This is a genomic window from Microbacterium sp. (genome assembly GCF_047606385.1).
GTDB lineage: Bacteria > Actinomycetota > Actinomycetes > Actinomycetales > Microbacteriaceae > Microbacterium.
Map to the genome: position 1 here is coordinate 1 of NZ_JASGEL010000037.1, position 12,746 is coordinate 12,746.

Here is a 12,746-nt window from a genome sequence, read left to right on the forward strand (position 1 = left end):
CGTGACACGTGAGCCGGCGCCGGTGCCCGAGCCGGCGCCCACGGCACCCCCCGCCCCGGCCGCCGGCGAGCAGCCGGCCTTGCGTCGTCACGCTCCCGTCACCGCCCCGGTCACCCTCGCCGCCAAGCGTGTGGGGGAGCGCGAGGCCGAGCGCGAGAGCGCCGACCTGCTCACCGGCGATCGGCTCGTCGCGCCGGGCCGTCTGCCGAAGCCGGATCCGGAGGGGCTGTGGCCCCACCTCGTGTACACGCTCAGCGGTCGCCGGATCAACCTCGGCGACAGCAAGGGCGCCAGGGAGCGCAAGGCGCTCGACGGCCGGATCGCCGCGCACCTGCCCGGCGGGGCGCGGTTCGTCGCCGTGCTCTCCCGCAAGGGCGGTGTCGGCAAGACCACGGTGACGACGCTGTTGGGGATGGCGCTCGCCGACGCCCGCGAGGACCGGGTCATCGCCATCGACGCCAACCCGGACCGCGGCACCCTCGCCGATCGCATCGGCGGAGCTGCGGGCAAGACCGTGCGGGACCTGTCCCGTTCGCACCTCGCCGTCGACGGCTTCAACGAGTTCTCCGGCGTCGTCGCCCGCGACCGCACCCGGCTCGACGTGCTCGCCAGCGATGCCGACCCGCACGTCGCCGACGCGCTCAGCGACGCCGACTACCGCGATGTCGCGAAGCTCGCCGCGCACTACTACTCGGTCGTGCTCACCGACACCGGCACCGGCATCGTCCACTCCGCCACGACGGCGGCGCTGGCGGCATCCGACGCCCTCGTCATCGTCGCCGGTCTCAGCGTCGACGAGGCGCGGCTGGCCTCCGAGACGTTGACCTGGCTGGAGACCAACGGATACGCGGATGCCGTGCGGGGCGCGATCGTGGTGATCAACGCCTCCCGGCCGGGGACGCCGCTGGTGCGTGCCGAGGAGGTCGAGGAGCATTTCCGCACCCGTGTGTGCAGCGTGCTGCGGCTGCCGTACGATCCGCTGATCGCGACGGGGGGCGAGATCGCCTTCCGCGAGCTGCAGCCGGCGACCCGCGCGGCGGCGCGCGAGCTCGCGGCCGTCGTCGTCGAGGGTCTCGGCGCCCCGGTGCGCGCGCGATGACGGTCCGTCCGATCCGTCTGTTCGGCGACCCGGTGCTGACCTCGCCATCGGCCGAGATCGGCGAGATCGACGAGGGCGTGCGCTCGCTCGTGCAGGATCTGCTCGACAGCGTCGCGCTGCCCGGCCGGGCGGGGGTCGCGGCTCCGCAGATCGGCGTGGGCCTGCGCGCCTTCAGCTACAACATCGACGGCGACATCGGCTACATCCTCAATCCCGTCGTGGTCGAGGTCGCAGGCGAGCCGGAGCCCACCGGCGAGGGCTGCCTGTCGGTGCCGGGACTGTGGCACGACGTGCTGCGCTACCCGCACGCGAAGGTCGCCGGCACCGATCTCGACGGGAACGACGTGGTGCTGGAAGGCGACGGCCTGTTCGCGCAGATGCTGCAGCACGAGACCGACCACCTCGACGGCCACCTCTACCTGCACCGGCTGAGCGGCGACGCGCGCCGTGCCGCGATGCGCGAGGTGCGGGAGAGCGACTGGTTCTGAGCTTCGACACGGAAATAAGGCATGGGTCCGAGTTAACCTCTAGACTCGGGGCTCGTACCGGATCTTGTCAGTGTGTGAGGAGCTCGTTCGATGTCACGGTCCACTCGTAACCCGCCTCGTCAGGAGCGTTCGATCGCGACCCGTGAGGCGTTGCTCGTCGGCGCGGCGGCCGTGTTCGCCCGCATGTCGTATGCGGAGGCGAGGTTGAGGGATATCTCCGAGGAGTCGGGGATCAGCGAGGGATCGCTGTACTTCCACTTCGGCAACAAGAACGAGATCGCGGCGGCCGTGCTCAATGCGCAGCAGGAGCGGATGTCCGGGGTGCTCACGCAGGTCTTGGGGGGACCGGGAGACGGCCTCCGCAAGCTGCGTGGCGTCATCGGCGGGCTGGCCGAGCTGATCGCGACCGATGTCATCGTGCAGGCCGGCATCAAGCTGGCGAGCCAGCCGACTCCGGAGTTGGCGTCGGCGGCGCACGATCCGTATGTCGAATGGGTCCGCATCGCGCGGACGTTGATCGGCCAGGGCATCGACGATGGCTCGATCAGCGCGGACCTGGACGTGGATGCGACGGCGGAGTTCTTGAATGCGGTCTTCGTCGGCGAGCAGGTGCTGTCGGAGTTCGCGGACTCGTGGGCATCGCTGCCGAGTCGGATTCAGCGCGTCGAGCCGTTCCTCCTCGACGCGCTGACCAAAGCCCACCGCACCGCGTGAGTCCAGCGTGGTCGCTGGGGTCGCCGGTCGCGGATGGGTGTTGGGGGGCGCGCGGTGAGAGACGTGGCGGAGCTTCGCTCGGACGATCCGTCCACCGGAGCGGAGCAGCTGCGACTCTCACCGCGCGTGGCTCACAAGCTGTATGACCGCAGCCTGTGGCTCCGGACGGCGGAGGTCGCGTCGAACGGCGCCCTCGACGCGATGTTCGGCATGCCGGCCACCGGAGGAGAGATCCGGTTCGCGGACATCATGGAGGTGCAGCGCCAGGCGGGGATCGTGCACGCGCACTACCAGCTGGGCGTGCCGGCCGACGACGTGTTCGTCGTGAACAGCATCGAGCTGCGGGTCTTCTGGCCGGCGACGTCCGTCCCGGTCAGGACCGTTCGCGGCCGCATCCGGGTTCACGCGACCGAGGCGTCTCGCGCTCGGTCGCGAGTCCGCAGCGCGGTGCAGCGATTCTCGGTCGAGGGCAACGGCGGTCTGCGCGCGGAAGGCAGCTCGAGCGCAACGTTCATCCCTCGAGCCGTGTTCCCCCGGGTTCGCGCCCGGCGATCCGCGGCTTCCCCGGCCGTCGAGCCCATGCGTCGCGGGGCCGTCCGTGAGGAGCCTCTGGTCGTGGATCACGCTGATCCGATCCTCGCGGACCACGAGGTCGAGCATGTGTCCGCGATGAGCGTCGTCTGCGCGATCGAACGCTCGGTGCGAGAGCACGAGGAGGCCCGGCTCTCCCGGTTGTCGCTGCGGTTCCTCGGCTACTGCGACGCGGACCCGGCGCCGATCCTCCGCACGCGCATCGTGTCCGGACGAGAGATCGGCGGGATGCTGACCCATGGCGGTGCGGTCTACGCCGAGTTCAGCGGAGGCCTCACCACCCCGCTCCCGCAACGGAGGAGAACATGACCGAGAAGCACGTCGCCGTGGTGACCGGTGCGACCGGCGGGATCGGCGCCGCCATCTGCCGCCGGCTGCACGCAGACGGATATGCCATCGTCGCCCACTATCGCGGCGATCACGACGCCGCGCAGGCCTTGGCGAGCTCCCTCGGCGCCGACTGCCACCTGGTCAGCGCAGACCTGTCCACCATGTCCGGCGTCAACCGCGTCCTCGCGTCGGTCAACGACGTGCTCGAACGGCATGACGGCTATGTCCTTCGCGCCCTCGTGAACAACGCGGCCAAGCTGCTCGGCCCGTCGTTCTTCGATGCGACGGCCGACCAGTTCGACGAATACGTCAGCATCAACATGCGCGCGCCGTTCTTCCTGGCCCAGGGACTGACCCGGAGCATGCTTCCGGGCGGGAGCGTCGTGAACATCTCCTCGGCCAGCACCCACTTCTCCAGCCCGGGCGACATCGTCTACGCCATGAGCAAAGCCGGCGTCGAGTCGTTGACGCGGAACATGGCCGAAGCGATCGCCCCGCGGGGCCTGCGGGTGAACACCGTCATCCCCGGCTTCACCGACAACGGACACCCCGCGTTCCGCGACCCCGAGGTGCGCCGGTACATGTCGAGCTTCTCCGTGCTCGGCGACGTCGCCACTCCCGAGACCGTCGCACACGCGGTCGCGTTCCTCATCTCCGACGACGCGAACCGCACCACCGGCACCACCGTCGACGTCAGCGGCGGCAGCACCCTCGGGGCACGCGGCGACCGAGCGGCCGGCGTGGGAAGCCTGCTCCGCCATGACGCATAGCCGAGCAGACCTCGCCCCCTGGCGATCCGTCTTCTGGGAGCGGCTCTGGCTCGTCGTCGTCGAGCTCATCGGCGCCGGAGCCATCGTGGGAGCGCTCGCCTGCCTCAGCCTCTACTTCCTCCTCCCCGAAGACGACGGCGAGGATGGGGTGGGGATGCTGGTCGTCTTCGTGTTGCTCGGTGTCATCGCCGGTCTCGCGAACGCGTTGCTCGCCGTCGCCGGGTTCGTGCTGTCCGCCCTCGTGTGGGGAACCCGCACCGCGTGGCCGGCGGCCGGACGCGTCGCCCTCGCGACCCTCGGCGCGGCGGTGGGTGCCGCATCCCCCTGGCTGATCATCGGCCTGCCGTCCGTCCTCGGCGCGTTCCAGAGTCCGACATCGCGCGTCGACCCCGGCCGCCCGTTCGCGTTGCTCGCGATCTACGGGATCCCGGCGGCGTTCGTCGCCGTCATCGCCGCCGCCATCGTCGCCGTGCTCACCGCGCCCGCGCTGAAGCAACCCAGACGCCGGACCACCGCCGTAGGCTGACGGCATGGCCGGAGAGATGGCGTTTCGGAAGGCGGTCATGCAGGCTGACCGCGGTGATGTCGCAGCAGCCGAGGCGACCCTGCGGAGCCTGCTCGACACGACGCCCGGCGGCGTCCTGCGGGTGCGAGCGCTTGTCGTGCTCGGAGACCTCCTGAGCCCTCACGATGAACAGCACGCGCGGATGGCGCTCACGGAAGCTCTCGCGCTCGCCGAACGGATCGAGGATGCCGACGATCTGCTCGACGCCGAACTGGACCGCGCACGCGAGCTCCTCGACCACTAGTGCGCCGGGATCTCGTGGCTACGGCAGCGAGATGTTCGTGGTGTTCTCCGGCACCCGGTAGAGCTCCTCGACATCGTCGGCGAAGTCGCTCATGATCACGTTGCGCTTGATCGAGAGCTTCGGGGTGAGATGGCCGCTGGCCTCGGTCCACTCGACCGGCAGGATCGTGAACTTGCGGATCGACTCGGCACGGGAGACGCCCTCGTTGGCCTTGTCGATGGCGCGCTGCACCTCGGCGCGCACCGCATCGGCGTGCGCGGCGTCGGCCAGCGACATGTCCTTGTCGAGCCCGTTGTTCGCCAGCCACGTCGGCAGCATCTCCGCGTCGAGCGTGACCAGCGCCGAGATGAACGGCTTCTGGTCGCCCACCACGACGACCTGCCCGACGATCGGGTTGGCCCGGATCGGGTCCTCCAGGGCGGCGGGGGAGACGTTCTTGCCGCCGGCGGTGACGATGATCTCCTTCTTGCGGCCGGTGATCGTCAGGAACCCGTCGGCGTCGAACGAGCCGAGGTCGCCGGTGCGGAACCAGTCGCCATCGAACGCGGCCGCCGTGGCCTCGGGGTTGCGCCAGTACTCCTTGAACACGTCGATGCCGCGCACCTCGACCTCGCCGTCCTCGGCGATGCGCACCCCCACACCCGGGAGCACGGGGCCGACCGTGCCGATCTTCGACTTCTTCGCGAGGTTGACCGTCGCGGGCGCCGTCGTCTCGGTGAGGCCGTATCCCTCGAGGATCGTCACGCCGAGGCTGTGGAAGAAGTGGCCCAGGCGCGGGCCGAGCGGCGCCGAACCCGACACGGCGTACTGCACACGGCCGCCCATGGCCTCGCGCAGCTTGCCGTACACGAACCGGTCGAACAGGGCGAAGCGGATCCTCAGCCCCAGCGGGATGCGCTCGCCGTCCTGCAGCCGGCGGGAGTGCTCGACCGCCGCCGCCACCGCGGCACGGAAGATCTTGCCCTTCCCGCCTGCCTCGGCCTTCTGCTCCGCCGAGTTGTAGACCTTCTCGAACACGCGGGGCACGGCCAGCAGGAACGTCGGCTGGAACGAGCCGAGCGCCGGCAGCAGATTCTTCGTGTCGGGCTGGTGCCCCGTCTTGACCCCCGCGTGGATCGCCAGCACCGAGATGAAACGTGCGAACACATGGGCGGTGGTGATGAACAGGAGGGTGGAGGCGCCGGGGACCTCGACCACCTCGTGGAGCGCCTTGGCCGAGTTGCGCGAGAGCTCGACGAAGTTGCTGTGCGTGAGCACGCAGCCCTTCGGCCGGCCGGTCGAGCCGGACGTGTAGATGAGCGTCGCGATGTCGTCACCGACCGCGATGGCGCGGCGTCGCTCGATCTCGTCGTCGGTCACGCCGGCGCCGCCGGCCACGATCCGGTCGAGGTCGCCGGCATCCATCTGCCAGCTCTCCGCGACCAGCGGCAGGTTCGCCCGCACCTCGGCCAGGCGAGCCGCGTGCTCGGCGCTCTCGACGAGGCACGCGACCGCGCCGGAGTCGGACAGGATCCACTCGATCTGGCTCGCCGAGCTGGTCTCGTAGATCGGGACCATGACCGCGCCCGCGTAGAACAGCGCGAAGTCGACGAGCGTCCACGCGTAGGTCGTGCGGGCGAGGAACCCGATCTTCTGGCCGGGCTGGACGCCCGCGGCCACGAACCCCTTGGCCAGCTCGACGACCTGGGCGCGGAACTCGGCGGCGGTGATCTCGCGCCAGCCGTCCCCGTCGGGGACGGCGAACAGCGCCCGGTCGGGCGTGTCGGCGACCCGCTGCTCGAGCAGGTCGGTGATGTTGTCCTGCGGTGCGGCAGGGACGATCGCGGGGACGTCGAACTCGACTGTGCTCATGACGGGGCAACTCCTTCGGTACCGGCGGTCATTGAGACGCGAGTCTAGTCGTGCGTGGAACTGAGTCTCACCCCGGGCGCGCTTCGCACCATGCGCATTACGCTGATCGAGGCCGTGACGGAAGGGACGCATCGTGCGCGCAGTGGGCATCGACATCGGCGGGACGAAGATCGCAGGAGCGGTCGTGGATGCCGACGGCGCCATCGAGCGCCAGGTGCGCGTCGCGACGCCCGGCGCCGTCAGCGGCATCCAGAACGTGGTGGCCGACATGATCACCGAGCTCGCGGAGGGCGAGGAGGCCGTCGCGGGCGTCGCCGCGGCCGGCTTCATCGACCGCGACCGGTCGACCGTGTACTTCGCGCCCAACATCGCCTGGCGCGACGAGCCGCTGCGCGATCACCTGCAGAGCCTCACCGGCGTCCCGGTCGTCGTGGAGAACGACGCGAACGCCGCGGGCTGGGCCGAGTACCGCTTCGGCGCCGGCGAGGGGCTCGGCGACGTCGTCATGCTCACGCTCGGCACCGGCGTCGGGGGCGCGATCGTCATCGACGGGCAGCTGCTGCGAGGCGGGCACGGCATCGCCGCCGAGCTGGGGCACATCCGGCTGGTGCCGGAGGGTCGTACCTGTGGCTGCGGCCAGCGCGGCTGCCTCGAGGTCTACGGGTCGGGCCGGGCGCTGCAGCACGAGGCCGAGGAGATCGCGCGGGACGCCGCCTTCGGCATCGGCGCGGCGCTGCGCGCCGTGCAGCAGCGCAACGACGGCGTGGTGCCGGGGCAGGAGATCTCGCGGCTGGTGACAGCCGGCGACGCGGGGGCGCTCGAGGCGCTGCGTCGCGTCGCGGTCGCGGTGGGCACGGCGTGCGGCAGCCTCGCCGCGGTGCTCGACCCGGAGCGGTTCGTCATCGGCGGCGGCGTCTCGCAGCTGGGGGAGGTCCTGCTCGCGCCGATGCGCGAGGCCTTCGCCGCCGCCATGCCCGCCTACGGCTCGCGGCCCGTCGCCGACTTCGCCGTCGCCCGGCTCACGAACGATGCCGGCGTCATCGGCGCGGCGGATCTCGCGCGTCGCACCCTCGCGAGCTGAGAGGATGAGCCGGTGTTCTACTGGCTGATGAAGTACGTCGTGATCGGCCCGATCCTCAAGGCCGTGTTCCGGCCGTGGATCGTGGGCCGCCGCAATGTGCCGGCCAGCGGCGCCGCCATCCTCGCGAGCAACCATCTGTCGGTGTCGGACTCCGTGTTCCTGCCGCTGATGATCGACCGGCCCATGACCTTCCTCGCCAAGAGCGACTACTTCACCGGCCGTGGGCTGAAGGGCTGGGCCACCCGGGTGTTCATGAAGGCGACCGGTCAGATCCCGATCGACCGCTCCGGCGGTCAGGCGTCCGAGGCGTCGCTGAACACCGGGCTCCAGGTGCTGGGCCGCGGCGACCTGCTCGGCATCTATCCGGAGGGCACCCGGAGCCCGGACGGCCGCCTGTACCGGGGGCGCACCGGCATCGCCCGCATGGCGCTGGAGGCGAAGGTGCCCGTCATCCCGGTCGTGATGGTCGACACCGAGCAGATCATGCCGATCGGGCGCGCCATCCCCCGCATCGGACGGGTGGGGATGATCATCGGCGAGCCGCTGGACTTCTCCCGCTTCGCCGGGTTCGAGTCGGACCGGTACGTGCTGCGTTCGGTCACCGACGAGATCATGGTCGCGCTGCAACGCCTCGGCGCGCAACGCTACGACGACGTGTATGCGACGACCGTGAAGGAGCGGTTGACCGCACCGGCGCCCGCCTCCGCCCCGATAGACTGATCCGATGCTTCAGCAGCTTGACGCGCTCGACCACTGGCGCACCCTCCCGATCAAGCAGCAGCCGCAGTGGTCCGATCCCGACGCCGTGGCTGCCGTATCCGCCGAGCTCGCGGCGCAGCCCCCGTTGGTGTTCGCCGGCGAGGTCGACAACCTCCGCACCCGCCTGGGCGTGGCCGCATCCGGTCGCGCGTTCCTGCTGCAGGGGGGCGACTGCGCCGAGACGTTCGCCGGCGCCACCGCCGAGCAGATCCGCAACCGCATCAAGACGCTGCTGCAGATGGCCGTCGTGCTGACGTACGGCGCGTCGATGCCGATCGTGAAGATGGGGCGCATGGCGGGCCAGTTCGCCAAGCCGCGCTCGAGCGACACCGAGACCCGCGGCGATGTCACGCTCCCCGCCTACCGGGGCGACATCGTCAACGGCTACGACTTCACCGAGGGCTCGCGCGGGGCCGACCCGACGCGGATGCTGAAGGCGTACCACACCTCCGCATCCACCCTGAACCTCATCCGGGCGTTCACGCAGGGCGGCTTCGCCGATCTGCGCGAGGTGCACAGCTGGAACAAGGGCTTCGCCGCGAACCCCGCCAACCAGCGCTACGAGGGGATGGCCGCCGAGATCGACCGCGCTGTGAAGTTCATGGCCGCCGCCGGCGCCGACTTCGACGAGCTCAAGCGCGTGGAGTTCTACACCGGCCACGAGGGCCTGCTCATGGACTACGAGCGGCCGATGACCCGCATCGACTCCCGCACGAACACGCCGTACAACACGTCCGCCCACTTCCTGTGGATCGGCGAGCGCACGCGTGACCTGGACGGCGCGCACGTCGACTACTTCTCGAAGATCCGCAACCCCATCGGGGTCAAGCTGGGGCCGACGACGACGCCGGAGACGGCGCTGGCGCTGATCGACACGCTCGACCCGGAGCGCGAGCCCGGTCGGCTCACGTTCATCACGCGCATGGGCGCCGGGAGGATCCGCGACGCGCTGCCGCCGCTGCTGCAGGCGGTCAAGGACGCCGGCGCGCAGCCGCTGTGGGTCACCGACCCGATGCACGGCAACGGCATCACATCGCAGAACGGGTACAAGACGCGTCGCTTCGACGACGTGGTCGACGAGGTGCGGGGCTTCTTCGAGGCGCATCGCGCTGTCGGGACGCACCCCGGCGGCATCCACGTCGAGCTCACCGGCGACGACGTCACGGAGTGCCTGGGCGGTTCGGAGCAGATCGACGAGGACACCCTCGCGACCCGGTACGAGAGCCTGTGCGACCCGCGTCTGAACCACATGCAGAGCCTCGAGCTCGCGTTCCTGGTGGCCGAGGAGCTCGAGCGCCGCTGACACGACCCGCGTGCGCAGGACAAATCGGCTGAGCAGGACGTTTTGCGCTCAGATCGTCCTGTTCAGCGGATTTCTCCTGCATGGGCGATCCCGCCGATCCGCGGGGACTGCTCATCCCGTGAGGCTGAGGACGAGGCTGACCGAGGCGCCCTTGCGCGCCTGCTCGGTGCCGGTCGGATCCTGCGAAACGACTTTCGCGACGTCCGGAGCGACATCCCAGTAGGAGGCATACTTCGCGGTGAATCCGGCGGCGCTCAGGATCTGCTTCGCCTCCGTGAGCGTCTTGCCCGTCACATCGGGCACGTCGAACAGCTCGGGCCCCTTCGAGACGCGGAGCGTCACCGTGTCGCCGGGGCGCCAGTTGCCTCCGCCGTCGCGAGCGGCGATGCCGATGACGTCGCCGGAGTCGACCGTGTCGCTGTACTCCTGAGTCGAGGTGACCAGCACGCCGGCGCCCGTCAGCGTCGTGGTCGCGTCCGCCACGCTCATGCCGGTCACGTCCGGCAGCGCACCCTTGGACACGGTGAGCGTGGCGGAGTCTCCCTCGTGCACGGTGCATCCGCCCGTGCAGTCGACCGGCGTCGAAGTGCCCTGCGGGGTGACCGACGCCGCGGTGACCGTGCCGGAGTCGGCGGTCGTGAACTCGTACTGCGGATCGCCGACCGTGACCGACGCCGCCTGCAGCGCCGCCGTGGCCTGCGCGAGGGTCATGCCGCTCAGCGCGGCGATGTCGTGCGGCGCCGGGCCGAGCGAGACCACGACCCGCACCGTCGCGGCCTTGTCCACCCGCTCGCCGTCGCCGGGCTCGGTGCGGATCACCAGCCCGGTGGCCACCTCGACGCTGTATTCCTCGCCGTACTCGGGTGTCAGGCCGGCGGCGGTGATCGCGGCCGCCGCGTCGTCGAAGGAGAGGCCGGCGACCGACGGGATGCCGATGAGCGAGCCGGGACCGGAGCCGAACCACCACCCGGTGCCGCCGGCGAGCAGCGCGAGCAGCAGCACGATCGTGATCAGCCAGCCGCCCTTGGCCGCACGGCGGCGCGCGCCGCGGCGCAGCCGCGTGGCGTTGTCGGCGGGCGGGACCGTGCCCAGGGCCGCGGTCATCGGCGTGGGCAGCGCCTTGGTGAGCTCGCCCGAGTCGAGCACGTCGTCCAGCACCGCGGTGCCGACGGCGACGGTGCGCGCCACCTGGGGGGCGATGCCGAGCTCGGCCTCGATCTCCCGCAGCCGCGTCAGCATCGCGTCGGCGTCCACCGGACGGCCGTCGGGGCTGCGCTCGGTCGCCCACAGCACGAGCTCGTCGAGCTGCTCCGGCACCCCCGGGTTCTTCGCGCTCGGCCGCGGCACCGAGTCCGTGGCGTGCTGGTAGGCGATCTGCATCGGCTGCTCGCCCTTGTACGGCTGCTCGCCGGTGAGCATCTCGTAGAGCATGATCCCGAGGGCGTAGATGTCGCTGCGCGCGTCCGCGCTGCCACGGGTGACGAGCTCGGGCGCCAGATACGCGATGGTGCCGAGCAGCATCTGGCCGCTGGCGGTGTTCGCGGTCGTCGCGCGGGCCAGGCCGAAGTCGCCGATCTTGATGCGTCCGTCCTCGGCCAGCAGCACGTTCTCCGGCTTCACGTCGCGATGCACGATGCCGGCGCGGTGGGCGGCCGCGAGACCGGACAGGATCGCATCCATGATCGTGATCGTCTGCGGGACGCTGAGCCGCCGCTGCTCGCGCATCAGCTCGCGCAGCGTGATGCCCGGCAGGTACTCCATGACGAGATACGCCATGTCGTCGTCCTGGCCCTGGTCGAACACGTTCACCACGTGCGGGTCGGCCAGGCGCGCCGCCGCACGGGCCTCCTGGATGAACCGGCTCTGGAACACGGTGTCGTCGCTGAGGTGCCCGTGCATGACCTTGAGGGCGACCCGGCGCTCGAGACGCAGGTCGGTGGCGACGTACACGGTGGCCATGCCGCCGCGCGCGATCCGGGCGCGCACACGGTAGCGCCCGTCGACCAGGCGGCCGATCAGCGGATCCGCGCGCTGGCTCGTGTTCACGCTCAGAGTCTACGGAGCGCTGCCCGTGAGCCCGCGGAACGGCTCGCCCGCCCGGTTCAGCCCAGCACCGACAGCCAGGTGGATGCCGGGCCCTCCCACTGCGCGTAGCGATCGGGGTAGGCGGAGACCTGCACGGCCTGCGCGGCGTCGGCGAACGACATCGTCTCCCACCCCGGAACGTCGAGCAGTCCGCGCGTCAGGGTGCCGTTGGGGTCGGAGGGTCCGCCGTAGAACGCCCGCGCGGCCCGCTCCGGATCGGTGACCTGCTCGGCCGTGCCCCACCCGGCGGACGGCCGCTGCTGGAACAGCCCCAGCGAGTCGCGGTCGCCCCAGCCCAGGTTGCGCAGCCACGACTCCTGCATCGCGGTCCCGAGCGCGATCTGGATGCCGCGGTCGGGCACGCCCAGCTCTCGTCCCACCGCGATGATGATCCGCGCGTTGGCGATCTGCTCGGCGTCCAGCCCGAGCGCCGCGGTCCCATCGGACGTGGGCACTGCCAGCACCTGCCCCGGGTAGATGATGGAGTCCCAGCTCAGCCCGTTGGCGGCCAGCACCGCGGCGACCGTGGTGCCGCCGGCCGCAGCGATCGCGCTGACGGTGTCGCCGGCGACGACCGTGTGGCTGGCGGTGACCGAGGCGGCCGACACGGCCGTGGCCGCCTGCGCCACCGTGTCGGTCGCGGTGAGCGCCAGCACCTGCCCGGGCTGGATGATCGAGGACCAGCCCAGCCCGTTGGCCGTGAGAACGTCCTGCGTGCGCAGGCCGAATCGCGCGGCGATGTCGCTGACGGTGTCGCCGGCGACGACGGTGTATGTCGCGGGCGGCGTCTCGGCCGTGCGCGGCGCGGCCGGCAGCGAGGCGGGTGCGGTCTCGGCAGCATGGGCGGGCGCCGCGGCCAGCACGAG

Annotated in this window: 13 protein-coding genes; 10 read left to right on the forward strand and 3 right to left on the reverse strand. The window is 71.0% G+C overall.

Going from position 1 to position 12,746, the window contains the following annotated elements:
* The 7 genes from QM626_RS04235 to QM626_RS04265 form a co-directional block, all read left to right on the forward strand.
* Window positions 1-1,099, forward strand: a 1,099-nt coding sequence (locus QM626_RS04235; protein WP_415074311.1) for a MinD/ParA family ATP-binding protein, incomplete at its 5' end; no start/stop codon positions are given.
* Window positions 1,096-1,587 (forward strand): peptide deformylase, encoded by a 492-nt coding sequence (locus tag QM626_RS04240; RefSeq protein ID WP_415074313.1) that lies wholly within the window; start codon window positions 1,096-1,098, stop codon window positions 1,585-1,587. The genes QM626_RS04235 and QM626_RS04240, both read left to right, overlap by 4 nt.
* A 90-nt stretch (window positions 1,588-1,677) precedes the next feature.
* Entirely contained in the window at window positions 1,678-2,301 is a 624-nt protein-coding gene (locus QM626_RS04245) for a TetR family transcriptional regulator (protein ID WP_415074315.1), read from the forward strand.
* A gap of 126 nt (window positions 2,302-2,427) precedes the next feature.
* Window positions 2,428-3,201, forward strand: coding sequence for an AfsA-related hotdog domain-containing protein (locus tag QM626_RS04250; RefSeq protein ID WP_415074317.1), 774 nt, complete (start codon window positions 2,428-2,430; stop codon window positions 3,199-3,201).
* A complete protein-coding gene (locus QM626_RS04255; protein ID WP_415074319.1) occupies window positions 3,198-3,992 on the forward strand; it encodes an SDR family NAD(P)-dependent oxidoreductase in 795 nt (264 codons plus the stop codon). Before QM626_RS04250 ends, QM626_RS04255 begins: the two co-directional genes overlap by 4 nt.
* The gene (locus tag QM626_RS04260) at window positions 3,982-4,518 is read left to right on the forward strand and encodes a hypothetical protein (protein WP_415074321.1); all 537 of its coding nucleotides are present in this window, start codon (window positions 3,982-3,984) and stop codon (window positions 4,516-4,518) included. The genes QM626_RS04255 and QM626_RS04260 overlap by 11 nt, the downstream gene beginning before the upstream one ends.
* Before the next feature lie 37 nt (window positions 4,519-4,555).
* Entirely contained in the window at window positions 4,556-4,801 is a 246-nt protein-coding gene (locus QM626_RS04265) for a hypothetical protein (protein WP_415074323.1), read from the forward strand.
* Window positions 4,802-4,819: 18 nt separating this feature from the next.
* Here QM626_RS04265 and QM626_RS04270 read toward each other — a convergent pair whose 3' ends face one another.
* A complete protein-coding gene (locus tag QM626_RS04270; RefSeq protein ID WP_415074325.1) occupies window positions 4,820-6,652 on the reverse strand; it encodes an AMP-dependent synthetase/ligase in 1,833 nt (610 codons plus the stop codon).
* Between the two features lie 133 nt (window positions 6,653-6,785).
* Here QM626_RS04270 and QM626_RS04275 point away from each other — a divergent pair, with 133 nt between their 5' ends.
* Genes QM626_RS04275 through QM626_RS04285 form a run of 3 tightly spaced genes read left to right on the forward strand, consistent with a single transcriptional unit; the run spans window position 6,786 to window position 9,795 of the window.
* A complete protein-coding gene (locus QM626_RS04275) occupies window positions 6,786-7,733 on the forward strand; it encodes an ROK family glucokinase (protein ID WP_415074327.1) in 948 nt (315 codons plus the stop codon).
* 12 nt (window positions 7,734-7,745) lie between these two features.
* Window positions 7,746-8,453 (forward strand): lysophospholipid acyltransferase family protein, encoded by a 708-nt coding sequence (locus tag QM626_RS04280; protein ID WP_415074329.1) that lies wholly within the window; start codon window positions 7,746-7,748, stop codon window positions 8,451-8,453.
* 4 nt (window positions 8,454-8,457) lie between these two features.
* Window positions 8,458-9,795, forward strand: coding sequence for a class II 3-deoxy-7-phosphoheptulonate synthase (locus QM626_RS04285; protein WP_415074331.1), 1,338 nt, complete (start codon window positions 8,458-8,460; stop codon window positions 9,793-9,795).
* A 111-nt stretch (window positions 9,796-9,906) separates the two neighbouring features.
* Here the strand turns inward: QM626_RS04285 and pknB are convergent, their stop codons facing one another.
* Both pknB and QM626_RS04295 read right to left on the reverse strand, forming a co-directional pair.
* Window positions 9,907-11,841, reverse strand: a complete 1,935-nt coding sequence (gene pknB, locus QM626_RS04290) for a Stk1 family PASTA domain-containing Ser/Thr kinase (protein ID WP_415074333.1) — start codon at window positions 11,839-11,841, stop codon at window positions 9,907-9,909.
* Window positions 11,842-11,897: 56 nt separating this feature from the next.
* A partial coding sequence (locus tag QM626_RS04295) for a LysM peptidoglycan-binding domain-containing protein (RefSeq protein WP_415074335.1) occupies window positions 11,898-12,746 on the reverse strand: 849 nt, incomplete at its 5' end.

Bases quoted from the DNA above. Each gene is read 5' to 3' on its own strand.
- QM626_RS04265 (WP_415074323.1), top strand. From the start codon at position 4,556: ATGCAGGCTGACCGCGGTGATGTCGCAGCAGCCGAGGCGACCCTGCGG.
- QM626_RS04270 (WP_415074325.1), bottom strand. From the start codon at position 6,652: ATGAGCACAGTCGAGTTCGACGTCCCCGCGATCGTCCCTGCCGCACCG.
- QM626_RS04245 (WP_415074315.1), top strand. From the start codon at position 1,678: ATGTCACGGTCCACTCGTAACCCGCCTCGTCAGGAGCGTTCGATCGCG.
- QM626_RS04255 (WP_415074319.1), top strand. From the start codon at position 3,198: ATGACCGAGAAGCACGTCGCCGTGGTGACCGGTGCGACCGGCGGGATC.
- QM626_RS04285 (WP_415074331.1), top strand. From the start codon at position 8,458: ATGCTTCAGCAGCTTGACGCGCTCGACCACTGGCGCACCCTCCCGATC.
- QM626_RS04260 (WP_415074321.1), top strand. From the start codon at position 3,982: ATGACGCATAGCCGAGCAGACCTCGCCCCCTGGCGATCCGTCTTCTGG.
- QM626_RS04240 (WP_415074313.1), top strand. From the start codon at position 1,096: ATGACGGTCCGTCCGATCCGTCTGTTCGGCGACCCGGTGCTGACCTCG.